This window comes from Spirillospora albida, assembly GCF_000718255.1.
GTDB lineage: Bacteria > Actinomycetota > Actinomycetes > Streptosporangiales > Streptosporangiaceae > Spirillospora > Spirillospora albida.
The window spans coordinates 1-23,894 of record NZ_JOFJ01000034.1 but is presented as its reverse complement, the minus strand read 5'-3'; the positions used below and the strand labels follow the sequence as shown (position 1 = coordinate 23,894).

General features: G+C 72.2%; 18 protein-coding genes. 9 read left to right on the top strand and 9 right to left on the bottom strand.

The window, feature by feature from the left end:
- Positions 1-62: 62 nt before the first annotated feature.
- Both IE99_RS0127805 and IE99_RS0127800 read right to left on the bottom strand, forming a co-directional pair.
- A complete protein-coding gene (locus IE99_RS0127805; protein WP_051713424.1) occupies positions 63-716 on the bottom strand; it encodes a TetR/AcrR family transcriptional regulator in 654 nt (217 codons plus the stop codon).
- Positions 713-2,488 (bottom strand): N-acyl-D-amino-acid deacylase family protein, encoded by a 1,776-nt coding sequence (locus IE99_RS0127800; RefSeq protein ID WP_051713419.1) that lies wholly within the window; start codon positions 2,486-2,488, stop codon positions 713-715. Before IE99_RS0127800 ends, IE99_RS0127805 begins: the two co-directional genes overlap by 4 nt.
- A 149-nt stretch (positions 2,489-2,637) precedes the next feature.
- Between IE99_RS0127800 and IE99_RS0127795 the strand changes: the two genes are divergently transcribed.
- The 3 genes from IE99_RS0127795 to IE99_RS0127785 all read left to right on the top strand — a co-directional run bounded on the left by IE99_RS0127795 (position 2,638) and on the right by IE99_RS0127785 (position 7,012).
- Complete coding sequence (locus tag IE99_RS0127795) at positions 2,638-4,176, top strand: methyl-accepting chemotaxis protein (protein ID WP_030177225.1); 1,539 nt, start codon at positions 2,638-2,640, stop codon at positions 4,174-4,176.
- Between the two features lie 77 nt (positions 4,177-4,253).
- Positions 4,254-6,635, top strand: a complete 2,382-nt coding sequence (locus IE99_RS0127790; RefSeq protein ID WP_084220031.1) for a nitric-oxide reductase large subunit — start codon at positions 4,254-4,256, stop codon at positions 6,633-6,635.
- 26 nt (positions 6,636-6,661) lie between these two features.
- Positions 6,662-7,012: a hypothetical protein gene (locus IE99_RS0127785; protein ID WP_030177221.1), complete on the top strand. Its 351-nt coding sequence runs from the start codon at positions 6,662-6,664 to the stop codon at positions 7,010-7,012.
- Positions 7,013-7,096: 84 nt separating this feature from the next.
- On the opposite strand, the gene katG is transcribed toward IE99_RS0127785, so the two are convergent.
- Together katG and IE99_RS0127775 are read right to left on the bottom strand one after the other, a co-directional pair.
- On the bottom strand, positions 7,097-9,316 hold the full coding sequence (katG, locus tag IE99_RS0127780) for a catalase/peroxidase HPI (RefSeq protein ID WP_030177219.1): 2,220 nt from the start codon (positions 9,314-9,316) through the stop codon (positions 7,097-7,099).
- A gap of 25 nt (positions 9,317-9,341) precedes the next feature.
- The gene (locus IE99_RS0127775) at positions 9,342-9,779 is read right to left on the bottom strand and encodes a Fur family transcriptional regulator (RefSeq protein ID WP_030177217.1); all 438 of its coding nucleotides are present in this window, start codon (positions 9,777-9,779) and stop codon (positions 9,342-9,344) included.
- A 487-nt stretch (positions 9,780-10,266) separates the two neighbouring features.
- Between IE99_RS0127775 and IE99_RS30835 the strand changes: the two genes are divergently transcribed.
- Entirely contained in the window at positions 10,267-11,550 is a 1,284-nt protein-coding gene (locus IE99_RS30835; protein ID WP_051713417.1) for an EAL domain-containing protein, read from the top strand.
- Positions 11,551-11,567: 17 nt separating this feature from the next.
- Here IE99_RS30835 and IE99_RS0127765 read toward each other — a convergent pair whose 3' ends face one another.
- Together IE99_RS0127765 and IE99_RS0127760 are read right to left on the bottom strand one after the other, a co-directional pair.
- Positions 11,568-12,806, bottom strand: coding sequence for a GAF domain-containing sensor histidine kinase (locus tag IE99_RS0127765; protein ID WP_030177210.1), 1,239 nt, complete (start codon positions 12,804-12,806; stop codon positions 11,568-11,570).
- A 144-nt stretch (positions 12,807-12,950) separates the two neighbouring features.
- Positions 12,951-13,544, bottom strand: a complete 594-nt coding sequence (locus tag IE99_RS0127760) for a helix-turn-helix domain-containing protein (protein WP_030177209.1) — start codon at positions 13,542-13,544, stop codon at positions 12,951-12,953.
- Between the two features lie 67 nt (positions 13,545-13,611).
- On the opposite strand from IE99_RS0127760, the gene IE99_RS0127755 reads away from it, so the two are divergent.
- The 3 genes from IE99_RS0127755 (at position 13,612) to IE99_RS0127745 (ending at position 17,907) form a co-directional block, all read left to right on the top strand.
- Positions 13,612-14,553: an NAD(P)/FAD-dependent oxidoreductase gene (locus tag IE99_RS0127755; RefSeq protein ID WP_030177208.1), complete on the top strand. Its 942-nt coding sequence runs from the start codon at positions 13,612-13,614 to the stop codon at positions 14,551-14,553.
- 88 nt (positions 14,554-14,641) lie between these two features.
- Complete coding sequence (locus IE99_RS0127750) at positions 14,642-16,213, top strand: methyl-accepting chemotaxis protein (protein ID WP_030177207.1); 1,572 nt, start codon at positions 14,642-14,644, stop codon at positions 16,211-16,213.
- Between the two features lie 83 nt (positions 16,214-16,296).
- On the top strand, positions 16,297-17,907 hold the full coding sequence (locus tag IE99_RS0127745) for a sensor domain-containing diguanylate cyclase (protein WP_030177200.1): 1,611 nt from the start codon (positions 16,297-16,299) through the stop codon (positions 17,905-17,907).
- On the opposite strand, the gene IE99_RS0127740 is transcribed toward IE99_RS0127745, so the two are convergent.
- Both IE99_RS0127740 and IE99_RS0127735 read right to left on the bottom strand, forming a co-directional pair.
- Positions 17,880-19,034 (bottom strand): type III PLP-dependent enzyme, encoded by a 1,155-nt coding sequence (locus tag IE99_RS0127740; protein WP_030177198.1) that lies wholly within the window; start codon positions 19,032-19,034, stop codon positions 17,880-17,882. The genes IE99_RS0127745 and IE99_RS0127740 overlap by 28 nt on opposite strands.
- Positions 19,031-19,423 (bottom strand): hypothetical protein, encoded by a 393-nt coding sequence (locus IE99_RS0127735; protein WP_030177196.1) that lies wholly within the window; start codon positions 19,421-19,423, stop codon positions 19,031-19,033. Before IE99_RS0127735 ends, IE99_RS0127740 begins: the two co-directional genes overlap by 4 nt.
- Before the next feature lie 121 nt (positions 19,424-19,544).
- On the opposite strand from IE99_RS0127735, the gene IE99_RS0127730 reads away from it, so the two are divergent.
- Both IE99_RS0127730 and IE99_RS0127725 read left to right on the top strand, forming a co-directional pair.
- Positions 19,545-20,762 carry a PP2C family protein-serine/threonine phosphatase gene (locus IE99_RS0127730; RefSeq protein ID WP_030177194.1) on the top strand — a complete coding sequence of 406 codons (1,218 nt, stop codon included), beginning with the start codon at positions 19,545-19,547 and terminating at the stop codon, positions 20,760-20,762.
- Positions 20,763-20,957: 195 nt separating this feature from the next.
- Positions 20,958-23,033 (top strand): OmpA family protein, encoded by a 2,076-nt coding sequence (locus IE99_RS0127725; protein ID WP_030177192.1) that lies wholly within the window; start codon positions 20,958-20,960, stop codon positions 23,031-23,033.
- 78 nt (positions 23,034-23,111) lie between these two features.
- On the opposite strand, the gene IE99_RS0127720 is transcribed toward IE99_RS0127725, so the two are convergent.
- Positions 23,112-23,894: sigma-70 family RNA polymerase sigma factor (locus IE99_RS0127720; protein WP_157610526.1), on the bottom strand; the 783-nt coding region annotated here is incomplete at its 5' end.

The following is a 23,894-nucleotide window of genomic DNA, read 5'->3' as shown; positions in this document are numbered from 1 at the left end:
GCCGTGCCCACAGTGAGCACTCATCTATCGGCGCCGGGGGAGGGGTTCTTGAGGTATCCGGGTCAGGTGCGGCGGGCGATGAAGAACTCGGCGAACTCGGCGATCAGGGTCAGCCGGTCGGCCTCCACGCCGGGTTCGGGGACGAGGGCGCGGGAGATGGTCTCGCCGTCGAACAGGTCGCGGACGGTCGAGATCAGCAGGTGCCGGTCCCGGTCGGACAGGGCGGCGAGCTCCGGCACGTGCCGTCCCAGGTCGGAGATCGCGCGGTAGAACCGGTCGGCGACGGGCGCCAGGCGGTCCCGGAGGCCGGCGTCGGAGCGGGCCGCGACCGCCAGCTCGAACCACACGATGTTGATCTCGTCGCGGTGCCGTTCGCGCATCATCGGCAGCGCCTCGCGCAGGCCGCCGCCGTGCCCGCCCAGCCATGCGCGAGCCGTGGCGAGGTGCCGTGCGGCCACCTCCTCGGCGGCGGCGATCACAAGGTCCAGCCGGGAGTCGAAGTGGCGGAACAGCCCGCCGCGCGACACCCCCGACCGGCGGCACACCTCGCCGATCGAGGTGCCGGCGTACCCGACCTCGGCGATCGCGGAGATCGTCGCGTCCATCAGCCGGGAGACGGTGGCCCGCTTGCGCTCCCGCTGCGTCCGCCGGCCGCCGGACGCTGGGGCCGCGACCGCGCCGGTCGCGGCTCCAGCGCCCGCGGCGTTCTCGTTCACGCGGGGACGGTCTCGCGTCCGGGGAGGGTGCCGGGGTCGACGGTGCCGGGGGCGTCGCCGGCGCGCAGGAAGCGGCCCGTCCGGCGGCGGCCGAAGGCGGGGGCGAACTCGCCCGAGCCGTAGACGCGGCTGCCCGCGACGTAGGTGGCGAGGACGGCGGCGTCGTTCCGGTTGACCATGCGGCGCAGCCCGCCGAACTCCTCGATCGGCGCCTCGCGGATCTCGTCGAGGGTGCCGTCGAGCCCGGCGGGGTCGACGATGACGAGGTCGGCGCGGTCGCCCTCGCGCAGGAACCCGGCGTCGAGGCCGTACCAGGCGCCGAGCTCACCGGTCAGCCGGTGGACGGCCCGTTCCACGGTCATGAACCCGTCCTCGTGTGCGCGGCGGAGCAGGCGGAGACCGAAATTGTAGAAGGCCATGTTGCGCAGGTGCGCGCCCGCGTCGGAGAAGCCCATCTGCACCTCCGGCAGGGAGCTCAGCTTGTTCAGCGCCTCCGGCCGGTGGTTGGAGATGGTCGTGTGCCAGCGGATCTTCGTGCCGTGCTCCACGACCAGGTCGAGGAACGCGTCGACGGGGTGCAGGCCGCGCTCGTCGCCGACCTGCCCGAACGTCTTTCCGACGACGGACTCGTCCGGGCATCCCACGATGTGGGCGTCGTAGAGATCGCGGTGCCAGACGCGGGGCGACCACTTGTTCTCGTACTCGCGGCGGAAGCGGCGGCGGTACGCCTCGTCGCGCAGCAGGGCGTTGCGCTCGACCTCGTCCTTCAGGTGCAGCGCGGCGGCGCCCGCGCCGAACTCCTCGAAGACGACCAGGTCGATCCCGTCGGCGTGGACCTGGAACGGGACGGGCAGATGCTGCCAGCGGAAGTCGCCGCCGAGCCGGTTCGCGGCCTTCGCCAGCGGCCCCATGATGTGCATGATCAGCGGGTTGGCCTTGACGTCGGCGGCCGTGAGGTAGCTGGACTTCAGCGGCCTGCCGGCGCGCGCGACCGTCTGCCACAGGGCGGGCAGCAGCGCGACCGGGACGTTGAGGTTCGGGATCGACTGCAGGACGCGCCCGGAGCTGCGCAGGATCCGGTACAGCCGGTGCCGCTCGCCGCGGGTGGCGTAGGTCGAGGGGAGCGTCCGGGAGCGGTACCGGTCGCCGTCGAGCTTGTCCCACGGGTTGCGCATCTCCGACATGCCGATCATCCCGGCGCGCAGGGCGTCGACGAGCAGCAGCTCCATGCGCCGGATCTCGGCCTCGGCCGGCTTGATCCGCTTGTCGGTGGAGCGGCCCAGCCCCATCACGGCGGCCCGCAGGTCGGAGTGGCCGAGGAACGCGGTGACGTTCGGGCCGAGCGGCAGCCGCTCCAGCGCCGCGATGTACTCGGCGGCCGACGTCCACGTCTTCTCCCGCTCCAGCGAGGCGATGACATGCTCGCGGGGGACGGCCTCGACCCGGCTGAACAGGTCCGCGGCGTCCAGCGGGTCCACGTGCACGGTGCCGAGCGAGCACGACCCGAAGATCACGGTGGTGACGCCGTGCCGGACGGACTCGCCGAGCCCCGGCGCGGCCAGGACCTCGGCGTCGTAGTGGGTGTGGATGTCGATGAACCCCGGCATCACCCAGGCGCCGCCGGCGTCGACGACCTCCGCCCCGGTGGTGTCGAGCTCGGCGGCGGAGACGGCGGCGACGCGCCCGTCCCGCAGTCCCAGATGCCGGACGGCCGAGGGCGCCCCGCTCCCATCGAACCAGCGGCCGTTGCGGATGACGGTGTCGAAAGCCATGCCCGCAACCTAGAGACCAATCGGTCGCTAAGTCAACCCCTCGGTGCCCGGGGAAGGCGGACCTCAGGTTCTGGACGGCGCGGCCGATGAGCCGACTGCGGCGTATGCCGTTCTCAAGCAACGTCAGGCTGTGACAAGGAGGGGCGTCGATGCCCGGATCGGTGGAAGGGGTCGGGGGCCGACGGTCTCCCGTCGCGTGGTTCGACAACCGCGGGATCAAGACCAAGATGCTCAGCGCGGTGGTGCTGATGGGCCTGGTCGCGGCGGTCGTCGGGGCACTCGCGCTGGCGCGCATCTCCGACCTGAACGACCACGTGAACGAAATGCAGAAGGGCAATGTCGAGCGCCTCGTCGGGCTGGCCGACATGCGCGCCGCCATGGCGGACATGAACTCCAGCATGGTCACCGTCTTCTCGGCCGGCGTCCCCGCCGCGGAGAAGGCCAAGGCCATGAACGAGGTCCGCGCGGCGACCGGGCGGATGGACGCCGCGTTCGCCGGCTACCGCGGCAACTCCGCGGACAACGCCGTCTGGAGCGAGAAGGTCGCGAGCTTCGACAGCGCGTGGACCCGCTACAAGGACCTGCAGAGCGTGTTCGTCCTGAACGAGAAGCCGCGGCCCGGGGTGAGCATCCCGACCGAGCTCACGGCGGTCTACGCCGAGTTCAACAAGGTCATCGCGCAGTTCAAGGGCGCGATGAACGACCTCGCCGAGGTCGAGCGGACCGACACCCTGGCCATCACGGGCGAGGTCAACGACGACTACGACACGTCGGTGACCATGCTGATCACGGTGACCGTCCTCGGCCTGCTGATCGCGGTCGGCCTGTCGCTGGCCGTGGCGCGGCGCGTCGTCCGGCCGCTGGCCCGCGTGTCGGACGCGCTGTCCGGCATGGCCGACGGCGACCTCACCCGGCACGTCGAGGTGGGCAGCACCGACGAGGTGGGCCGCATGGCCGCCGCCCTCAACCGGGCGACCGAGAACATGCGCTCCAACGTCGTCACGATGGACCGCTCCGCCTCCTCGCTGGCCGACGCCTCCGGCGAGCTGACCACGGTCAGCGACCTGATCGCGGCGACCGCCGCGGAGGCCAGCGGCCAGTCCGACTCGGTCGCCGTGTCGGCCGCGCAGGTGTCCGGTAACGTCCAGACGGTCGCCGCCGGCGCCGAGGAGATGGGCGCGTCCATCCGCGAGATCTCCCACAACGCCACGTCATCAAGACGCGCAGGAGACCGCCAAGGCGACCGAGGACATCTCCAAGCGGGTCGAGGCCATCCAGGCCGACACCGAGAGCGCGGTCGCGGCGATCGGCGAGATCGGCGAGATCATCGCGCGGATCAACGACTACCAGCTCACCATCGCCTCCGCGGTGGAGGAGCAGACCGCCACGGTCGGGGAGATGAACCGCAACGTCTCCGACGCCGCCCACGGCAGCAGCGGGATCGCCGAGAGCATCGGCAGCGTCGCCGACTCCACACGCCGGACGTCCGAGCACGTGGAGAAGGCGCAGCACGCCGCGTCCAGCCTCGCGCAGATGTCCACCGAGCTGCAGGAACTGGTCAACCGCTTCCGCACCTGACCGGTCCCGCCGAGCCCCGCAAGCCCCTCTCGCCCCCGCGGCGAGAGGGGCTTGCGGCTTTCCAGGCCAAGACCTGCCGATCTTCCGGACGCGCCTTGCCGATCGGTTGAACGCCCAAAAACGATCATGGGGGGGTCAGGCGCAGGACCGGGAGCCTCCCGGTACGAGACCCCACGTGGAGATGCGGATGACGTCGTCGACGACGACCCCCGGCCGGCGCGAGCGGCTCATCGGGCGCGGCTGGATCCAGGCCGCCGCGCTCATCACGATCTTCGGCTTCTTCGTCCTGGTGCTGATGGGGTTCCGCACCTACATGGACAGCCCCCCGATCCCCGAACGCACCATCTCTCAGAGCGGCCAGACCGTCTACACCGGCGACGACGTCATGGCCGGCCAGGACGTCTTCCTCAAGAACGGGCTGATGCAGTACGGCTCGATCTTCGGGCACGGCGCCTACCTCGGCCCCGACTTCACCGCCGACTACCTGCACCGGTCCGCCGAGATGGTCAACAGGGCCTACGGCGGCGCCGACTCCGGCGCGGCCACGCGGCGCACCATCGACGACCACCGCACCAACACCTACGACGAGGACACCGGGACGCTCACCGTCTCCGACGCCCAGGCCGCGGCGTTCACCGAGCTGACCGAGCACTACGCCGACTTCTTCGCCTCCCCCGAGGGCAAGACCGGGCTGCGCCCGGGCGCGATCACCGACCCCACCGAGATCCGGCAGCTCACCAGCTACTTCGCCTGGAGCGCCTGGGTGGCGACCGCGGAGCGGCCCGGCGAGAACTACAGCTACACCAACAACTGGCCGCCCGAGCCGCTCGTCGGGAACACCCCCACCGCCGACACGATCGTGTGGAGCGTGATCAGCCTCGTCGCGCTGCTCGGCGGGACCGGCGCGCTGTTCGCCGCGTTCGGCCGCTGGAACTGGCTCGGCTGGCACGGACGCGACCAGCAGGAACTGCGGTTCCGTGACCCGCAGACGGTGGGCCTCACGCCCAGTCAGCGCGCCACCGCCTGGTTCTTCTTCGCCATGACGGCGCTGTTCCTGGTGCAGACGTTCGTCGGCGCGGCCAGCGAGCACTACCGCGCCGACCTCAACAGCTTCTTCGGCATCCCGCTGGACAAGTGGCTGCCCTACAACGTGATGCGCACCTGGCACGTCCAGCTGGCGCTGCTGTGGATCTCCACCAGCTTCCTGGCCGCAGGCATCTTCCTCGTCCCGATGATCACCCGGCGGCGGGAGCCCAAGGGGCAGGCGCTGCTGGCGTACCTGCTGCTGGGCGCCCTGGTCATCGTGGTCGTCGGCTCCCTGGTCGGCGAGCTCGCAGGGATGCGCGGCGCGTTCGGCGACCTGTGGAGCGTGTTCGGCATGCAGGGGTTCGAGTACCTCGACCTCGGCAAGCTCTGGCAGGTGCTGCTGACGGTCGGGATGGTCTTCTGGGTCGTCATCCTGTGGCGCGGCATGCGCGGCCGCCTGGCGGGGGAGAGCCACGCCAACCTGCCCTGGCTGTTCTTCTTCGCCGCGCTCGCGCTCCCCGTCGTCTACGCGACCGGGCTGCTCACCGACAACGACGACGTCTTCACCGTCACCGACTTCTGGCGGTTCATGGTCGTCCACCTGTGGGTCGAGGACTTCCTCGAGCTGTTCACCACGGTGATGGTCGCCTACATCTTCGTGCTGCTCGGCGTCGTCCGCGAGAAGATCGCCCTGCGGGTGGTGTTCCTCGACATCGTCCTCTACAGCGCCGGCGGCGTCATCGGCACCGCCCACCACTGGTACTTCAACGGCTCCCCGGCCTCCGTCATGGCGCTCGGCGCGTTCTTCTCCGCGTTCGAGGTCATCCCGCTGACGTTCCTGACCGTCGAGGCGTGGACGTTCATCCGGCTCGGCGCCCGGCAGGAGTCCAAGAGCCCGACGCCGTTCCCGCACCGCTGGGCCGTGCTGTTCCTCGTCGCCGTCGGGTTCTGGAACTTCCTCGGCGCCGGCATCTTCGGCTTCCTGATCAACCTGCCGATCGTGTCGTACTACGAGATGGGGACGGGCCTCACCGCCAACCACGGGCACGCCGCCATGATGGGCGTCTACGGCATGCTCGCCGTCGGCTTCGCGATCTTCGCGCTCCGCTACCTCGTCCCCAAGGACAAATGGTCGGACAAGGCCGCCTCCATCAGCTTCTGGTCGCTGAACATCGGCCTGGCCTGGATGGTGTTCGTGACGCTGCTGCCCATCGGCATCCTGCAGCTGCACCGCGCCGTGGACGTCGGCTACTACGACGCCCGCAGCCTCGCCTACGTCAGCAGCGACACCAACACGGTGCTCGAATGGCTGCGGCTGCCCGGCGACGTCGTCTTCATCGCCGGCGGCGTCGGCCCGCTGCTGTGGCTGGCGTTCCTCGGCATCCGGCACCGCGGCAGGCACGCCCTCACCAAGGCGCCGCTCCAGACCGGCCCCACCGCCGGGACGGCCGGCGCCCTGGTGCCCGAACCCGCCGGCGAGTCGGAGATGACCCTGTTCACCGAGATCATCGAGCCGCCCGAGACGACCCACCGCGGAAGCTGACCGGCACACCGGCCAGGGAGAGGCACATGCGGTTCGAACCCGGATTCATCGCCTGCTACACGCTGGTGCTCATCGGCGGGGCGGCCGGCCTGCACCGGCTCGGCAAGGTCGACACCTCGCCGTGGCGCAGCCGCGCCCTCGCCGGATACCGCCGCGCCGTCCCCGACCCGCCCGACCCCGGCCCGCCCGCCTGGCCGCACACCGAGTCCGGCCGCCTGCACACTCTGATGGCCCTGGTCGTCGCGGTGGCCGCCGTCACCCTGCCGCTGGCCGAGCTGCTCCGCTACCACCGCCCGGTCGAGGTCGCGGTGCTCGGCACCGTCGCCCTGGCGGCGGCCGCGATGGTCCTGCGCCTCACGACCGCCCTCCGCCGCTGACCGGGCCGCTTCCGAGGGCCGGGACGTGACCGGCGCCCAGGCCCGCCATCGGGGGCGGGCCTGGGCGCCGGGGATCAGGTCGGGTCAGAACCGGTCGAGGTTCATGACCTTGTCCCATGCGGCGACGAAGTCGCGCGCGAACTTCTCCTTCGCGTCATCGCCGGCGTAGACCTCGGCGAGGGCGCGCAGCTCGGAGTTCGCGCCGAACACCAGGTCGACGCGGCTGCCCGTCCACTTCACGTTGCCGGAGGCGTCGCGCCCCTCGAACGTGTTCGCGTCCTCGGACGTCGGCACCCAGGTGGTGTCCAGGTCGAGCAGGTTGACGAAGAAGTCGTTCGTCAGCTTGCCGGGCGTGTCGGTGAGGACGCCGACCGGCGACTGCTTGTAATTGGCGCCCAGGACGCGCAGGCCGCCGACCAGGACCGTCAGCTCCGGCGCGCTCAGGTTGAGCAGGTTCGCCCTGTCCAGCAGCAGGAACTCGGCCGGGAGGCGGTTGCCCTTGCCCAGGTAGTTGCGGAACCCGTCGGCCGTCGGCTCGAGCGCGGCGAACGACTCCACGTCCGTCTGCTCCTGCGAGGCGTCCGCGCGGCCCGGCGTGAACGGCACCTCGATGTCGAACCCGGCGTCCTTGGCCGCCTTCTCGACCGCCGCTGCACCGGCCAGCACGATCAGGTCGGCGAGCGAGATCCGCTTGCCGCCGGTCTGCGCGGAGTTGAACGCCTCCTGGACGCCCTCGAGGGTGCGCAGCACCGTCGCGAGGCGGTCGGGGTCGTTGGCCTCCCAGCCGCGCTGCGGCTCCAGGCGGATGCGGCCGCCGTCGGCGCCGCCCCGCTTGTCGCTGCCGCGGAAGGACGCGGCGGACGCCCACGCCGTGAACACCAGGTCCGACACCGACAGGCCGGACGCGAGGACGCGGCCCTTCAGGTCGACGATGTCCGCGGCGTCGACGAGCTCGTGGTCCACCGCGGGGATCGGGTCCTGCCAGATCAGCACTTCGGACGGGACCTCCGGGCCGAGGTAGCGGGAGACCGGGCCCATGTCGCGGTGGGTCAGCTTGAACCAGGCGCGCGCGAACGCGTCCGCGAACTCCTGCGGGTCGTCCTTGAACCGGCGCGAGATCGGCTCGTAGATCGGGTCCATGCGGAGCGCGAGGTCGGCCGTCGTCATCATCGGCGCGTGCCGCTTGGACGGGTCGTGCGCGTCCGGGACGGTGCCGTCACCGGTGGCGCCGACCGGCTTCCACTGCTTGGCGCCGGCGGGGGACTCGGTCAGCTCCCACTCGTAGCCGAACAGGATCTCGAAGAAGCTGTTGTCCCACCGGGTCGGCGTGTTCGTCCAGGCGCCCTCGAGGCCGCTGGTGATCGTGTCGCCGCCCTTGCCGGTGCCGTGGGTGCTCTTCCAGCCGAGGCCCTGCTGCTCGATCGGGGCGGCCTCGGGGTCGGGGCCGACGTTGTCGGCGGGGCCGGCGCCGTGCGTCTTGCCGAAGGTGTGGCCGCCCGCGACCAGCGCCACCGTCTCCTCGTCGTTCATCGCCATCCGGCGGAACGTCTCGCGGATGTCGCGGCCGGACGCGATCGGGTCCGGGTTGCCGTTCGGGCCCTCGGGGTTGACGTAGATGAGGCCCATCTGCACCGCGGCGAGCGGGTTCTCCAGCTCGCGGTCGCCGGAGTAGCGCTCGTCGCCGAGCCACGTGGTCTCCGGGCCCCAGTAGACGTCCTCGTCGGGCTCCCACACGTCCGCGCGGCCGCCGGCGAAGCCGAACGTCGTGAAGCCCATGGTCTCCAGCGCGACGTTGCCCGCCAGGATCATGAGGTCGGCCCAGGACAGCGCCTTGCCGTACTTCTTCTTCACCGGCCACAGCAGGCGGCGCGCCTTGTCGAGGTTGGCGTTGTCGGGCCAGCTGTTGAGCGGGGCGAAGCGCTGCTGGCCCGCGCCGGCGCCGCCGCGCCCGTCGCTGATCCGGTAGGTGCCGGCGCTGTGCCACGCCATGCGGATCATGAAGGGGCCGTAGTGGCCGTAGTCGGCGGGCCACCAGTCCTGCGACGTCGTCAGCACCTCGGCGATGTCGCGCTTCACGGCGGGGAGGTCGAGGGTCTGAAAGGCCTCGGCGTAGTCGAAGTCCTCGCCGAGCGGGTTCGCCACGGCGGGGTTCTTCGCCAGGATCTTCAGGTTGAGCCGCTCCGGCCACCACCGGCTGTTGGCGCCGCCCTGCGTCGGGTGGGGCGCGCGGGTGTGCGCGACAGGGCAACCGCCCGTCTCCTCGGCTTTCGCGTCGGTGACGATCGCGTCGTGGTTCTCGGTCATCGGGGATTCCTTCCGGATCAGGGGGTCAGGCCCTGGGGGCGGGGGAACAGGCGGGGCATAGGCCCCAGAACACGACTTCGGCCTCGTCGATGGAGAAGCCGTGGTCGTCGGAAGCGGTCAGGCAGGGCGCGTGGCCGACGGCGCAGTCGACGTCGGCGACGGCCCCGCAGGAGCGGCACACGATGTGGTGGTGGTTGTCCCCCACACGTCCCTCGAACCGGGCCGGGCTCCCGGCCGGCTCGATGCGGCGCACCAGGCCCGCCGCGGTCAGTGCGTGCAGCGCCTCGTACACCGCCTGCAGCGACACGTGGCCGACGCGTTCGCGCACCCCGGAGGCGAGCGCCTCGACACCGAGGTGGTCACCCTCCCGGACGGCCTCGAGCAGCGCGACCCGGGCCGCGGTCACCCGCAGGCCGGCGCCGCGCAGCTCCTGCGCGGCGGTCGGAGTCGGGGATGCGCTCATGGCGCAGAACCTACCTTCCTAAACACGAAGAGTTCAAGTAAACGAACATCCCTAGTTTACGACCTCTTCCGGCCTGGCCGGCCTGTTCGCTCATCGGTCGGATCTTCGGCAGGTTTGGCCAAGGAGGAGGTCAAGAAGGGGCCAGGGGGGAATGGCCGTCGCCGCAACGGTGATGCTCTACGTGAATCAGCCGTTGGGCCATGAGGTTGGCGTAGTCGCCGCTACCTGACGTGATGGAGCATCTATGGCAGGGGACGGGTCGACCGGGTGGATCTTGTGGCATCGGGATCGTGAGCCCTCTCAGCAGATCCCGTATCGCCGGCCGGGGGAGGAGCCCGAAGGCCGGGCCGGGGCGCCCACCCGGACCACGCCGCCGGCCCAAGGGCGACCGCCCGCCCGGACCGGTCCCCCGGCCCAGGGCCGGCCTGCCCCGCCACCGACCGGCCCGCGCACGGCCGCGCCGGCGACCGGCCATGTCGCGACCCCGGTGGCGCGGGAGCAGAGCGTCGGGACCACCGACCACGCCGAGCTGATCCACCAGATCGTCGACTCGCGGGCCGTGGAGGTGGAGTTCCAGCCCGTGGTGGACATCGAGCATGACCAGGTGGTGGGGTTCGAGGCGCTCAGCCGCGGCCCCGAGGGGTCGCCGCTGCGGGCGCCGGACGCCCTGTTCGCCGCCGCGCGCGCGGTCGGCCGGGCCGGAGAACTCGACTGGATTTGCCGCGCGGTGGCGTTCCGGCAAATGCTCGACGGTGGACTTCCGCCCGCGATCTCCCTGTTCGTCAACGTGGCCGAGGACTCACTGATCACCGAGTGCCCCGAGGACCTGCATCCGACGATCTGGGAGGCGACCTCCGACCTGCGGGTGTTCATCGACCTGTCCGGCGAGGCCATGGCCCGCTATCCCCGCCAGGCGCTGGAGACCGTCCGCCGGGCCCGCGCCGCCGGCTGGGGGGTGGCCATCGGCGACATCGAGTTCTCCGCGGCCGGTATGGCGCTGCTGCCGCTCCTCGAGCCGGACGTCGTCGAGTTGAGCCAGCAGCTGCTGACCCACGGCCGCTCCGATGCCGGCCCGATCCTGTCGGCCGCCCTGGGCGAGGCCGAATGCACCGGAGCCCAGTTGCTCGTCGAGGGCGTCGAGGAGGAGTCCGGGGCCCGGATGGGACGCATTCTGGGCGGCATCTACCAGCGGGGGTGGCGGTACGGGCATCCCGGCCCGCTGCCCGCCGGGCTGCCGCAGCCCAGGGCCCCGATCCGGATGCATCAGCCCGCACCGGGCCCCGACTTCACGCCCTTCACCACCGCCGTCGAGGGTGGCGCCCACCTGTCGTCCGGGTTGACGTGGGGCGACGTCAACATCCTCACCGTCACTCTGGCCCGCTCGATCGCCCGCGCCCCCACCCCGCCGGTCGTCGTGTTCGTCCTGCCCCAGGATCTGCCGCCCGACCCCGACCTGACCGTCCTGTACCGGATCATGCTCGCCCGGTGTCCGCTCATCCTGTTCATCGGCCCCGGCGCCACCCGATACAACAGCTGGAAGGTCCGCGCCGCCGAACTGCCCGCCGGACACCGGCTCCGCCAGGAGGGCTGCCTGATCGCGCTCTCGCCCACCGATGCCCTGGTCGTCGCCGCCCGCCCCATGGAGTCCGATCCCGACCATCTCGAGATCGCGATCAGCGAGAATTCCGGGCTGGCCCGCGAACTGCTCCGCCACACCAGCGAACTATTCGACACCCTCCAGGGAGGCATCCGCCACGCCGCCCCGATATAGGCGGATCGGGCCGCTTCTCAGCACACGGGGGCGGTGTCCGGGACGCGGGGTTGGTCGGGCAGGATCAGGTGGACGCAGGCGCCCTCGTCGGGGTCGCTCTCCATGCGCACCGTGCCGCCGTGCATCGTCATGATCTTGTCGACGATGGACAGGCCCACACCGGCGCCCTGGACGGCTTCCCGCTCGGCCTGCGGGGCGCGGTAGAAGTCCTCGAAGACGTGCACGAGATCCTCCGGCTCGACGCCCATGCCGGTGTCGTGGACCTCCACCTTCGGCGTGGGGTCGGCGGTGACCGTCACATCGATCGCGCCTCCGGGCGGGGTGAACTTGACCGCGTTGTCCAGCACCTCCATGAGGGCGGTCTGCAGCTGTTCCGGATCGGCCCAGGCGGGCACGTGCTCCGCGCCGTGGAGGTTCAGCTCCTGGTGCTTGAGCCGGGCGGCCGGGGCCGCCTGGTCGACCGCCTGCCGGGTGATGTCGCCCAGATCGACACTGGCGGGGGCGTAGCCGGCGCTGTGGGCGTTCAGGCTGGCCATGAGCAGCAGCATGTCGGTCAGGTGCATCAGGCGGTCGCCGTTTCGCCGGATGACGTCGAGGAAACGCTGCTTGGTGCCCTCGTCCAGGTCCTCTTCCTGGAGCAGCTCCAGGTAACTGCGGATCGAGGTGAGCGGGGTGCGCAGCTCGTGGTTGACGTTGCGCAGGAACTGCTCCTTCAGTTTGTCCAGGGCCTCCAGCCGCCGGATGACCTCCTCGGCCTGGTACGCCCGGCCGTGCAGCTCCAGCAGGGTGACGGCGTGGGTGGCCAGGGTGTGCAGGCCCTGGCGCTGCCCGTCGTCCAGCCGGCGCGGACGATGGTCGAGGACGCAGACCGTGCCGAGCGCGTGCCCCTGGGCGCTGATCAGGGGCATCCCCGCGTAGAACCGCACATAGGGCTCCCCGGTCACCATCGGATCGTCGCGGAAACGCGGATCGGCTCGCGCGTCGTGCACCTCCAGCAGCTTGCGGCCGACGACGGTGTCGTGGCAGAACGGGATCGCCCCATCCTCGCCGGTCATGGTGGTGCCCGCGCGGCCCTTGACGTACTGGCGGTCCCGGCCGATGAGGTTGACCAGGCCGATCGGCGTGTCGCAGATGTGGGCGGCCGTGATGGCGATGGCCTGGAACTCCGGCTCCAGCAGCCTCTCCAGGGCGTTCAGCTCGTCCAGTTCCCGGACCCGACCGGCCTTGTCGTCCGGCGCCGAAACCCCGCTGCTCATCACGTCCCCCCGGTGCGGCCCTCCTTGGCGCAGGCCGTCAGAAGAATGGTGTACCCGCGTCCCGTCGGCAGGTGCCCGATGCGCCATTCGCGGCCGGCAAAGAGCGGGCAAACGTCTGACCCGCCACCAGACGCTGGTCACCGGTCATCGGGCGCCGGCGCCGCCCTTCTGCTTGGGGCGGGCTCGCAGGTGGGCTCGTTCGCCCTGGGGGCCGAAGAGGCTGAGGATCTCCACCGGCCCGTCCACGGCGCCGAACCAGTGCGGCACCCGGGTGTCGAACTCGGCCGCCTCGCCCGGGCCCATGATCAGGTCGTGGTCGCCGAGGACGACCCGGAGGCGCCCGCTGAGGACGTAGAGCCACTCGTACCCCTCGTGGGTCTGCGGGGCGGGCTCCCGCCGGTGGCCGGGATCGGTGATCACGAGCTTGTACGCCTGGATGCCGCCGGCGCGGCGCGTCAGGGGGAGCATCGTCATGCCGTGGCGGGTGACGGGGCGCATGTGGACGCGGGGGTCGCCGGTCGGGGGCGCGCCGACGAGCTCGTCCAGCGTGACGCCGTGGGCGCGGGCCAGGGGGAGGAGCTGCTCCAGGGCGGGGCGGCGGGAGCCGGACTCCAGGCGCGACAGCGTGCTGACCGAGATGCCCGTGGCCGCGGACAGTTCCGCGAGGGTGGTGCCGCGTTCGCGGCGCAGCGCGCGCAGGCGGGGGCCGACGGCGGCGAGGGCCTCGTCCGTGTCCATGCGCCGAGTTTGCCACATTGGCAAAGATGTTTGCGAACTCGCGGGGGCGGGACGCAGGGTGTCCGGCATGGAGAACGAGATGAACGATGTCGTGGTGATCGGTGGCGGGGCCGCGGGGCTGGGCGGCGCGCTGATGCTGGCACGGTCGCGCCGGAAGGTGCTGGTGATCGACGCGGGCGAGCCCCGGAACGCGCCCGCGCAGGAGGTGCACGGGCTCTTCGCCCTGGACGGGACGCCGCCGTCCGAGCTGCTGGAGCGCGGCCGGCGGGACGTCCTGAAGTACGGCGGGCGCGTCGTGTCCGGCGAGGTCGAGGGCGTGGCGCGGGACGGGGACGCGTTCGCGGTCGCGGCCGGCGGCGGCACCGTCCGGGCCCGCCGGATCCTCGTCGCGACCGGTCTGGCCGACGAGCTGCCGGACGTCCAGGGGCTGCGCGACCGATGGGGACGCGACGTCCTGCACTGCCCCTACTGCCATGGCTGGGAGGTCCGCGACCGGGCCATCGGCGTCCTCGCGACCGGCCCGATGGCGCTGCACCAGGCGCAGCTCTTCCGGCAGCTCAGCGATGACGTGGTGCTCCTGGCGCACGCGATGACCCCGTCCGGGGAGGAGGCCGAGGCGCTGGAGGCGCGCGGCATCCGCGTGGTGACCGGCGAGGTGGAGGCCGTGGAGGTCGCCGGCGACCGGCTCACCGGCGTCCGGCTGGCCGACGGCACCGTGGTCGCCCGCGACGCGCTGGCGGTGGCGCCCCGGATGGTGGCCCGCGCCGCGTTCCTCGCCGACCTCGGCCTGCGCCCCGCCGCGCACCCGAGCGGGATGGGCGAGCACATCCCCGCCGACCCGACCGGGCGCACGGAGGTGCCGGGAGTGTGGGCGGCGGGCAACGTGACCGACCTGTCCGCCCAGGTGGGGACCTCTGCCGCGGCGGGCGCCCTGGCGGGCGGCCACATCAACGCCGACCTGGTCGCGCAGGAGGTCGGCGCGGCGGTCGCCGCCCGCCGCGCCGGATAGGGACCCGTTCCGCGCTTCCGGTGTGCGCTTCGTCTCAGGGCGCCCGGTCGTCCGCCGATGGGAAGCGGACAACCCGGAAGGAAATCCCATGGTGCGATCGATGGCCGATCTGACGGTCACGCAGCGGCTCGTCCTCATCTTCATCGCGGCGGCCATGACCGTCGGCGCCGTCGTCGGACTCAGCGTGTACACGCAGGGGTCACTGACGGACGAGGCCGAACGGCTGCGGACGCTGGAGCAGGCCAAGGCCGTGCTGAACCACCTCGACACGCGCGAGGCCGAGCTCAAGGTGGACGCCTACCGGTCCGTCCTGGAGGCCGACCTCAGCGATGTCGCGAAGGACCTTCCGGACGACGTCGCGTCCGTCACCGACGCCGTCGCCGCGCTCGACGCGCTGCACCTGCCGGCCTCGCTGCAGGCCAGGTTCGACGAGGTGCGCCCGGACATCGAGGGGTTCAGCGCGTTCGTCACCGCGTTCGTCGCGGACGCCCAGCGCGACCGCGCGTCGGTGCGGGTCCGGGAGCCGGAGATCGCCGAGCGGAACGGGGCCGTGGACGACGAGCTGGAGGCGGTGCACGAGGCCATCGACGGCATGATCGCCGGGGCGCGGGCCGACATGGACGACATGGTGGCGCGCGCCCGGCTGATGTCGCTGCTGGTCGGGGCCGGCGGTCTGCTGGCGCTGCTGGCGCTGTGCGTCCCGCTGGCCCGGTCGATCGTCCGTCCGGTCCGCCGGATCGGGCAGATCCTCAGCGCGGTCGCGGACGGCGACCTGACCCAGCGGGTCGAGTCTCCCGGGCGGGACGACCTGGGGCGGATGGCCGCCGCGCTGAACCAGGCGATCGAGCACATGCACAGCGTGATCCGGACGATCGAGGGATCCGCGCACGGGGTGGCGTCGGCGTCGGAGGAGCTGACCGCGACCAGCGCGCAGATCGCCGCGGGGGCGGGGCAGGGCGGCGCCCGGTCCGACGCGGTCGCCACGGCCGCGGCCCGGGTGTCGGAGGACGTCCGGACCGTCGCGGACGGCACGGAGCAGATGGGCGCCGCGATCCGGGAGATCGCGCACAGCGCGGGCGAGGCCGCGAAGGTCGCCGGGGAGGCCGTCGAGGCGGCCGAGGTGACGAACGCGACGGTCGGCAAGCTCGGCGCGTCGTCGGCGGAGATCGGGGACGTCATCAAGACGATCACCTCGATCGCCGAGCAGACGAACCTGCTGGCCCTGAACGCCACCATCGAGGCGGCGCGGGCGGGGGAGCAGGGCAAGGGTTTCGCCGTCGTCGCGGGCGAGGTCAAGGACCTCGCGCAGGAGACGGCCAAGGCCACGCAGGACATCTCCCAGCGCGTCGAGGCCATCCAGGCCGACACCGACAGCGCCGTCGCCGCCATCGCCGGGATCGGCGAGATCATCGCGCGGATCAACGACTACCAGCTGACGATCGCGTCCGCGGTGGAGGAGCAGACCGCGACCGCGACGGAGATGAACCGCAGCGTCGGGCAGGCGGCGGACGGGACGTCGGAGATCGCCGGCGCCATCACCGAGGTCGCCATGTCCATGCAGATGACGAGCACCGGGGTGGCGGAGGCGCAGCGCGCCGCCGAGGACCTGGCCCGCATGTCGGCGGAGCTGCAGGCGCTGGTGGGGACCTTCCGCACCTGAGCACGGAGAGTGCTCAACCGTTCCTTATTGTGACCGATTGGTCACAGTAAGGAACTGTTCGGAGGTCCTGGTCGGGAGAAGTCATGCTCTTCGCGCGCGCGTCGTCCGCGCGGCCACGAAACGGCCGCCGTCCCGGCGGCCGTTTCCACTGGCCGGCGGTCGGCGCGTGGGCGCTGCTCGTGGCGGGCCTGGCCGGCTCGGCCGGGACGGCGGTGTTCGCGCGCGACACCGTCACGGCCCTGGAACGGCAGCGGTACGACAAGACGGTCGCGGACATCATGACGTCCACGACACTGACCCTGCGCCGCAACACCGACTTCATGGTCGCGCTGAGCGCCACCTTCTCCGCCGACCCTGACATGACGAACCGCACGTTCTCCCAGTGGATGAACACGACGGAGGCGTCCCGGCGCTACTCCGGCGGGGTCGGCTACGGCTACGTCCAGCTGGTGCCCGCCGCCCGCGTGCCCGAGTTCCAGCGGACCCTGCGCGCCGACCCGCGGCTGCCGGTGACGTACGCGTCCCTGGACGTGGCGATCACGCCGTCGGGGAAGCGCCCCTTCTACTGCCTGGCCCGGCTCGCCGTCATGGTGGGCGACGCGCTGCCCTTCGCGGCCCTGCCCGCCGGATACGACTACTGCGGCCCCGACATCGTCAGCGGGATCACGGGCTTCGACCCCCTTCCTGCCGCGGAGCTGTACCGCGGGATCGGCGACGCGGGCACCATCGTCCCGCGCATCCTGGACTCCCGCAGCGGCCTGCTCGGCATGGCCATGCCGGTCTACGAGAGCGGCACCCCGCCAGTGATCATCAACGCGCGGCGGGCGGCGCTGCGCGGGCTCGCCGTCGGCACCTTCAACATCAGGGAGGTCCTCGCGGAGGGCCTCGGCGACCGCAAGGGGCTGAAGCTCGAACTGCTGCACCAGACGAAGATGGACGCCGCGCCCGTCCCCGTGACCGCGCTGGGGACCGCGCCCCAGGGCAGCACGGTGCACGAAACGGTCATCGACGCCGGCACGTCCTGGACTATCCGGATCACGGGCCGTCCCATCGGGGGGATCTCCGGGGCCGCGACGTTCTGGGGGACGCTGACCGTCGGCGTCCTGCTGACGGTTCTGGTCCAGCTGCTGGCGCGGAGCCGGCGGCGGGCGTTGCGGCTGGTGGAGCGGCGGACGGAGGAGTTGCGGCGGCAGGCGTCGCATGACGCGTTGACGGGGTTGCCGAATCGGGCGTTGATCACTGAGCGGATCGAGGAGTCGTTGGAGCGGCATCGTCGTGAGGGTGGTGAGCCTGCGGTGATGTTCTTGGATCTGGACGGGTTCAAGCAGGTCAATGACACGCTCGGGCATGCGGTGGGTGACAGGTTGCTGCGTGCGGTCGCGGGCCGGTTGAGTGGGCTGCTGCGTGAGGGCGGCAGTGTGGGGCGTCTGGGCGGTGACGAGTTCGTGATCCTGGTCGAGGACGTGCTCGACGGCGCCGCCGAGCAGGTCGCGTCCCGGATCTGTGCCGCGTTGGAGCAGCCGTTCCGCCTGGATGACACCGATCCGCTGGTGGTGCATTCACGCGCCAGCATCGGCATCGCGGTCGGTCTGCGCGTCAGCGCTGAAGCGCTGATCCATGACGCCGACACCGCTCTCTACGAGGTCAAGCAGTCCGGCAAAGGCCACTACAAGGTCTTCGCCCCGTCCAGGTAGTGGAAGCCCGGCTTGGGGTGCATCAGGAAGTCGTGGTGGGAGATGTTCCACGCGTAGGCCCCGGCCATCGCGAACGCCACGACGTCGCCCACGGCCAGGCGCGCGACGGGCACATCCCGGGCGAACACGTCCTTGGGCGTGCAGAGCTGCCCGACCAGGGTGACGCGCCCCGCGCCCATGGACGGCCCTGATCCATCGTGCGGGATGACGGTGAACGGCTGGTCGTGGTCCTTGGTGACGGGCGTCCGGATCTGGTGCGTGCCGCCCCGCAGGACCGCGTACCAGCGGCCGTGCGCCTTCTTCACGTCCAGCACCTGCGTCACGTACCAGCCGCAGTAGACGGTGACGGCCCGGCCGGGCTCGATGCGCAGCCGCTCCCCGGGGCGGGCCATCGCCGCGACGCCCCGCCCGTACGCCGCCCAGTCGAACCGCGCGGCCGGGTCCGCGTAGTCGACGGCCATCCCGCCGCCGAGGTTGATCTCCGGGTCGGTGCAGCCGGCCCTGCCCAGCCAGGGCCGCGCCCAGCCGAGGATCTCGGCGGACTGCCGCAGCATGGCGTCCGCGTCCAGGCCGGACGCCAGGTGCGCGTGGATTCCCCGCAGCCGCACCCGCGGCGCCCCGCCCAGGACGTCGAGGCAGGCGTCGATGGACTCGGGATCCATGCCGAACGGCCCCGACATGGCGAGCGCGACCCCCTCCCGGTCACCCGCGAGATTGACCCTCAGCAGGACGTCGACGTCCTGCCCGAGGGCCGCCAGCCGGGACAGCTCGTAGGGGCTCTCCACATGCACCCGCTCGGCCTCCCGGACCGCGAGGTCGAGCTCCTCGTCGGTCTTGCCGGGCCCCCCGAACGCGAGCCGGGCGTCCGGAAGCACGTTCCGCACATGGGCGAGCTCCCCACCGGAGGCGACCTCGATCCCGTCCACGAACGGCGCGAGGGCCGCCAGGATCCGCGCATCGGGATTGGCCTTGGCCGCGTAGAAGATCTCGGGCGCCCCGGCCGCACCGAGCGCGTCCCGGATACCGGCCGCATGCGCCCGCAGGGCGTCCAGGTCGTGGACGAAGGCGGGCAGCCCGCCCTCCGCCGCGAGCCGCCCGGCGGCCCGCCGCACCGCCTCGGTGATCACCGCGCCCCTCCGTCGGTGACCAGGCGGCGCTGCGCGCCGGCGGAGCGCAGGAGACGGCGCAGTTCGGGGCCCTCGACGACGGCCGAGTCGGCCGCGTGGCCGTAGCGCAGGCGTGTCAGCACCCAGAGCTCCCCGGTCTCCACGTCCTGCGCGTACCGGTCGCCGAACTCCTCGGGGATGTCGTCGGGTTCCTCGGCCCGGTAGGCGCTGAAGACGTCGGGGAGCCGCATCCCCCGCCCGGCGGGGGAGAAGAGGTCGGCGAACTCCTCGGCGGGAGGACGCCCGGAGAGGTTCCTCAGCGAGAGCGCGTATCCCAGGAAGTCGCCGATGACCCCGTCCGGGTCCCGGTCGACGTTGTAGCTGACGCCCTCAAGGCGAACGGTGCGCATCCCGATGTACCTACCACGGACCGGCGGGCGGACGCGGCCGTGCTGCCCGGGACCAGGTTGTGACCGTACTTCAACCCGGCAATCGCCGCATTCGGGAGGAGACGCGGATAGCGTTGGGAAAGTGGAGGATCTTGGCCGAAGACTGGAGGTCATCCAGGCGATCACCGATGAGGCGTTCGCCCATATGGACGTGGACGAACTCCTGAACACCCTCCTCGAACGCGTCCGCAAGATCCTGGACACCGACACCGCCGTCGTGCTCCTCCTCGACCGCCAGGAGCGGTTCCTCATCGCGTCGGCCGCGCAAGGACTGGAGGAGGAGGTGAACCAGGGCGTCCACGTCCCCGTGGGACAGGGGTTCGCCGGGCGCGTCGCCGCCTCGCGCCAGCCCGTCCTCATCGAGGACGTCCACGACACCGACGTGTTCAACCCGCTGCTCGTCCAGCGCGGCCTGCGCTCCCTGCTCGGCGTCCCCCTCCTCGCCGGCGGCGTGCTGCTGGGCGTCCTGCACGTCGGATCCCTCGTCCCGCGCCGGTTCACCCCGGACGAGGCGCGGTTCCTGCAGATGGCGGCCTCCCTCGCCGCGATGGCCGTGCAGACCCTGCGCGGCCGCGCGGAGCACACCGGAGCCCTCGAACTGCAGCGGAGCCTCGTCCCCACCGCCCTGCCCCACCTCCCCGGCGCCGAACTCGCCACCCGCTACCGTCCCGGCAGCGCGGACGTCGGCGGGGACTGGTACGACGTCTTCCCCCTCCCGTCCGGCGGGTTCGGCATCGTCATGGGGGACGTGGTGGGACACGGTCTCGCCGCGGCCGTCGTGATGGGCCGGATGCGCAGCGCGCTGCGCGCCTACGCGCTGGAGAGCGACGACCCCGCCGAGGTCCTGCGCAGGCTCGACCGGAAGATCCAGCACTTCGAACCGGACGCGACCGCGACCGTGCTGTACGCGATGTACGACCCCGCGCTGGAATGCGTCCGGGTGTCCTCGGCCGGCCACTGCGCCCCCGTGCTGGCCATGCCCGGCCGTCCGGCGCGGGCACTGGACATGAGGCCGGACGCCCTCATCGGACTGGACGTGGACGTCCCCCGCCGCACGGTCGCCGTCCCGTTCCCGCCGGGCGCCCTGCTGTGCTTCTACACCGACGGGCTGGTGGAGCGCAGGGACGGCGGGGCCGGCAGCGACGTCGCCCGGCTGTGCGAGGTCGTGCGTCCCGGCCCGCCCGAGGCGGTGGGCGCCGCCATCATGGCGGCGCTCGTCGGGCGCCGGCCGGTCGAGGACGACATCGCCCTCCTTCTGATCCGCCGCGTCCCCGCCGGCGGACCGCCCGATCCCGCCTGATCGGGCGGTTCGTCCGGCTGAATAGGGCGTTGTTGACCCGGACGTGGGGCTACGCCATGGCTCTCCCGGCAAGGGCTGGGGTGATCAGACGGCTCGGCCCGCGGGCGTCTGGGATGCCCGCTGCCCGAACGCCGCTCCGGCGGACTCCCGCACCGGACCTCCCCGCACGTCCGCGGGCGTGAAGGGAGTGGTGCAATGCACGCGGACCTCAAGCCCCCGCGGCGCGCGTTCCGGCGGATCACGGCGGTGGCGGCGACGCTGACGCTGCTGGCGGCGGGCGCGGCGCCGGTCGCCGCGCCGGCGGCCGCGCGGGACGACACGCTGCCCGACGGGCGCATCGTGGACGGCACCGGCCTGAAGATCGGGGTGCGCGGCTCCCGGGCGCCCGGCGCGATCTCGGCCCGGTTCGCGGACGCGCCCAACGGCATGTTCTGCTGCGGCCCCGGCCTGGACAGCGGCTACTCCCTGACGAGCATCCGGATGGACGGCGTCCTCTACAACGCCGAATCCGGCCTCGAGCAGAGCAGCGCGCCCGCGCTGACGGGCACCGGCACCGCCGCGGACCCGTGGACGGTCACGAGCGGATGGGACGTGGGCGACACGCCGCTGGACGTCACCCAGAAGGTGACGCACGTCAACGGGACCCGCCGGTACACGATCTCCTGGACGCTCGCCTACAGCGGCGAGGGCACCCCGACGGTCCGCCTGTCCCACGGAGCCGACCTGGCCATCGGAACCGACACCGGGGCGGGCTCCCTGGACGCGGGGCCGCCCCGGGTGCTGCGCGGGCGCGCGACCGACGGCACCCGGGGCGCCCTCGTCGAGAGGACCCCCTGGACGCACTTCTTCGAGGGCTTCTTCCTGACCGCGACCGAGCCGCTGACCTCGGTGTCGGCGCCGGACCTGCCCGACACCTACGAACCGGCCGTCGTCGACAACGGCGTGGCGGTGCAGTGGGACCGCGTCGTCAGCAGCGCGGCCCCCGTCACCGTCGCGGTGGGCTGGCGGTTCGCGCCGCCGCCCGTCCCGCGGGCCGTCCCGAGGGTGGCGGGCCTGCCGTCCGGCAGCACGCGGGACACCACCGCGAACGTGACGTTCTTCCCCGGCATCGGCGACGAGCTGGTGGTGTTCTCCTACCAGTGCAGGCTCGACGACGCCGAATGGGAGGCGTGCGGCTCGACCGGATACCCCTACTCCGTCACGGACCTGGCCGACGGCCGGCACACCCTGCGGATCCGGGCGCTGAACTCGGTCGGCCGGCACGGGCCCGCCAAGGTCGCCACCTGGACCGTCGACACCACCGCCGCCGCGCCCGCGGTCGTGGGGCGGCCGGACGACTCACCGGCCACCGGCGGGGCCGTCGCCTTCGGCGGGGAGGAGGGCGCGATGTTCGAATGCTCCCTCGACTCCGGCGCCTACGCCGACTGCGAGAGCCCATGGGCGGTGACCGGGCTCGCCGAGGGCGCCCATACCGCGAAGGTCCGGCAGGTCGACGCGGCCGGGAACATCAGCGAACCCGCGACCGCCGCATGGACGGTGACCGACAGCCCGGCGGCGGAGACGCCCGCGGGGCCCTCGGTGGTGACCGCCCCCGCCGCCGTGACCGGCGTGTCCGGGACCGGGCTGACGGTGGGCTGCGGGTTGTCGTCCGGACGGATCGGCGGGTGCGACCTCACCCTCACCGCCTCCCGCGCGGCGGTGCGGGGTGCGGGGACCTCCGGCCGTGCCCCGGAGCGGGTGGTCGTGGGCACCGGGACCGCGACGTTCCCGGGGAGCGCCGCGTCCGGTGGCGTCGCCGTCCCGGTCACGCTGAACGCCATCGGCCGCAGGCTCGCGCAGCGGCCGGGCGGGACTCCGGTGCGGCTCAGCGCCGAGATCCGCCCCGTCGGGTCGGCGACGGTCCTGCGCGCCGCCGCCACCACGAAGCTGGTCCGTCCGCGCCTGGTCGTGGCGGGCGGGTCGCTGACCTTCGAGCCCGGGTCGTCCACGCTCAAGCCGTCCGGTGTGCGCTACCTCGACGCGTTGAGCAGGGACCTGATCGGGGTGAGGTCGCTGGAGTGCGTCGGCCACACCGACGGCACGGGCCGCGCCGGCGCCAACAAGCGGCTCGCCAGGGCCCGCGCCAGGACGGTCTGCGCGCACCTGACCCGCGGCAGCGAGATCAAGTCCAGGATCGTCTCCTGGGGCGAGCAGCGTCCGAGGGCGTCCAACAGCACCGCCCACGGCCGCGCCCTCAACAACCGCACCGAGATCAACCTCGACTACCGCTGAGGCGCGTCCGGCGCGTCCCGGTAGCAACGAGCCGTTCCCGCCCGGAAGGGCGGGAACGGCTCGTCCGCATCGTCACCGTCAGGCAGCGAGGCCGTGGATGTCGGTGCGGGCGAGACGCGTGCGGAGGGTGCCGCCGGCGGCGATGTCGGCGTAGTAGGCGGCGCGGCGGCGGGCGACGCAGCCGTCGGGGCGTTGGGGGGTGGTGAGGAGTTCGGGGGCGAGTTGGGAGTTCATGCCGTCGCGTAGGAGGGTGAGGGCTTCGGCGCGCAGTTGGGAGACGCGGGATTCGGTGACGCCGAGTTCGGTGGCGATGTCGGCCATCATGCGCTCTTGGAGGAAGTAGCGGGTGACGACGAGGCGGAGGCGTTCGGGCAGGGCGTCGATGGCCTGGTGCAGGAATCCGAGGCGTTCGCGGTGCAGGAGCATCTCTTCGGGGCCGCAGGTGCGTTCGGCGACCATGTCTTCGGCGGTGCCGGGGGCGAAGCCTTGCAGGGACAGGACGACGGCGCGCTGGACGTCTTCTTCGATGGAGCCGATCTCGTCTTCGGCGACGCCCATGGCGTGGGCGAGTTCGGTGGTGGTGGGCATGCGGCCCAGGGAGGAGCTGAGTTCCTGGCGGATGGTGTCCAGGTGGCGGGCGCGGCTGCGGACCGAGCGGGAGGCCCAGTCCAGTCCGCGTAGTTCGTCGACCAGGGCGCCGCGGATGCGCATGGCGGCGAACCGGCCGAAGGGGATGCCGCGGGTGGGGTCGAACGACTGCGCGGCGGCGGCCAGGGCGGCCAGGCCGGCGGAGGTGAGGTCGTCGCGGTTGACGTGCGAGGGAACCCGCATCAGCGTCTCACGGACGATATGCCCGACCAG

What these genes read in the sequence shown, in the direction of transcription:
- IE99_RS0127800 (WP_051713419.1), bottom strand. Translation starts at nt 2,488, where the DNA reads ATGGCTTTCGACACCGTCATCCGCAACGGCCGCTGGTTCGATGGGAGC.
- IE99_RS0127795 (WP_030177225.1), top strand. Translation starts at nt 2,638, where the DNA reads ATGCCCGGATCGGTGGAAGGGGTCGGGGGCCGACGGTCTCCCGTCGCG.
- IE99_RS0127790 (WP_084220031.1), top strand. Translation starts at nt 4,254, where the DNA reads ATGACGTCGTCGACGACGACCCCCGGCCGGCGCGAGCGGCTCATCGGG.
- IE99_RS0127785 (WP_030177221.1), top strand. Translation starts at nt 6,662, where the DNA reads ATGCGGTTCGAACCCGGATTCATCGCCTGCTACACGCTGGTGCTCATC.
- katG (WP_030177219.1), bottom strand. Translation starts at nt 9,316, where the DNA reads ATGACCGAGAACCACGACGCGATCGTCACCGACGCGAAAGCCGAGGAG.
- IE99_RS0127775 (WP_030177217.1), bottom strand. Translation starts at nt 9,779, where the DNA reads ATGAGCGCATCCCCGACTCCGACCGCCGCGCAGGAGCTGCGCGGCGCC.
- IE99_RS0127765 (WP_030177210.1), bottom strand. Translation starts at nt 12,806, where the DNA reads ATGAGCAGCGGGGTTTCGGCGCCGGACGACAAGGCCGGTCGGGTCCGG.
- IE99_RS0127760 (WP_030177209.1), bottom strand. Translation starts at nt 13,544, where the DNA reads ATGGACACGGACGAGGCCCTCGCCGCCGTCGGCCCCCGCCTGCGCGCG.
- IE99_RS0127755 (WP_030177208.1), top strand. Translation starts at nt 13,612, where the DNA reads ATGGAGAACGAGATGAACGATGTCGTGGTGATCGGTGGCGGGGCCGCG.
- IE99_RS0127750 (WP_030177207.1), top strand. Translation starts at nt 14,642, where the DNA reads ATGGTGCGATCGATGGCCGATCTGACGGTCACGCAGCGGCTCGTCCTC.
- IE99_RS0127745 (WP_030177200.1), top strand. Translation starts at nt 16,297, where the DNA reads ATGCTCTTCGCGCGCGCGTCGTCCGCGCGGCCACGAAACGGCCGCCGT.
- IE99_RS0127735 (WP_030177196.1), bottom strand. Translation starts at nt 19,423, where the DNA reads ATGCGCACCGTTCGCCTTGAGGGCGTCAGCTACAACGTCGACCGGGAC.
- IE99_RS0127725 (WP_030177192.1), top strand. Translation starts at nt 20,958, where the DNA reads ATGCACGCGGACCTCAAGCCCCCGCGGCGCGCGTTCCGGCGGATCACG.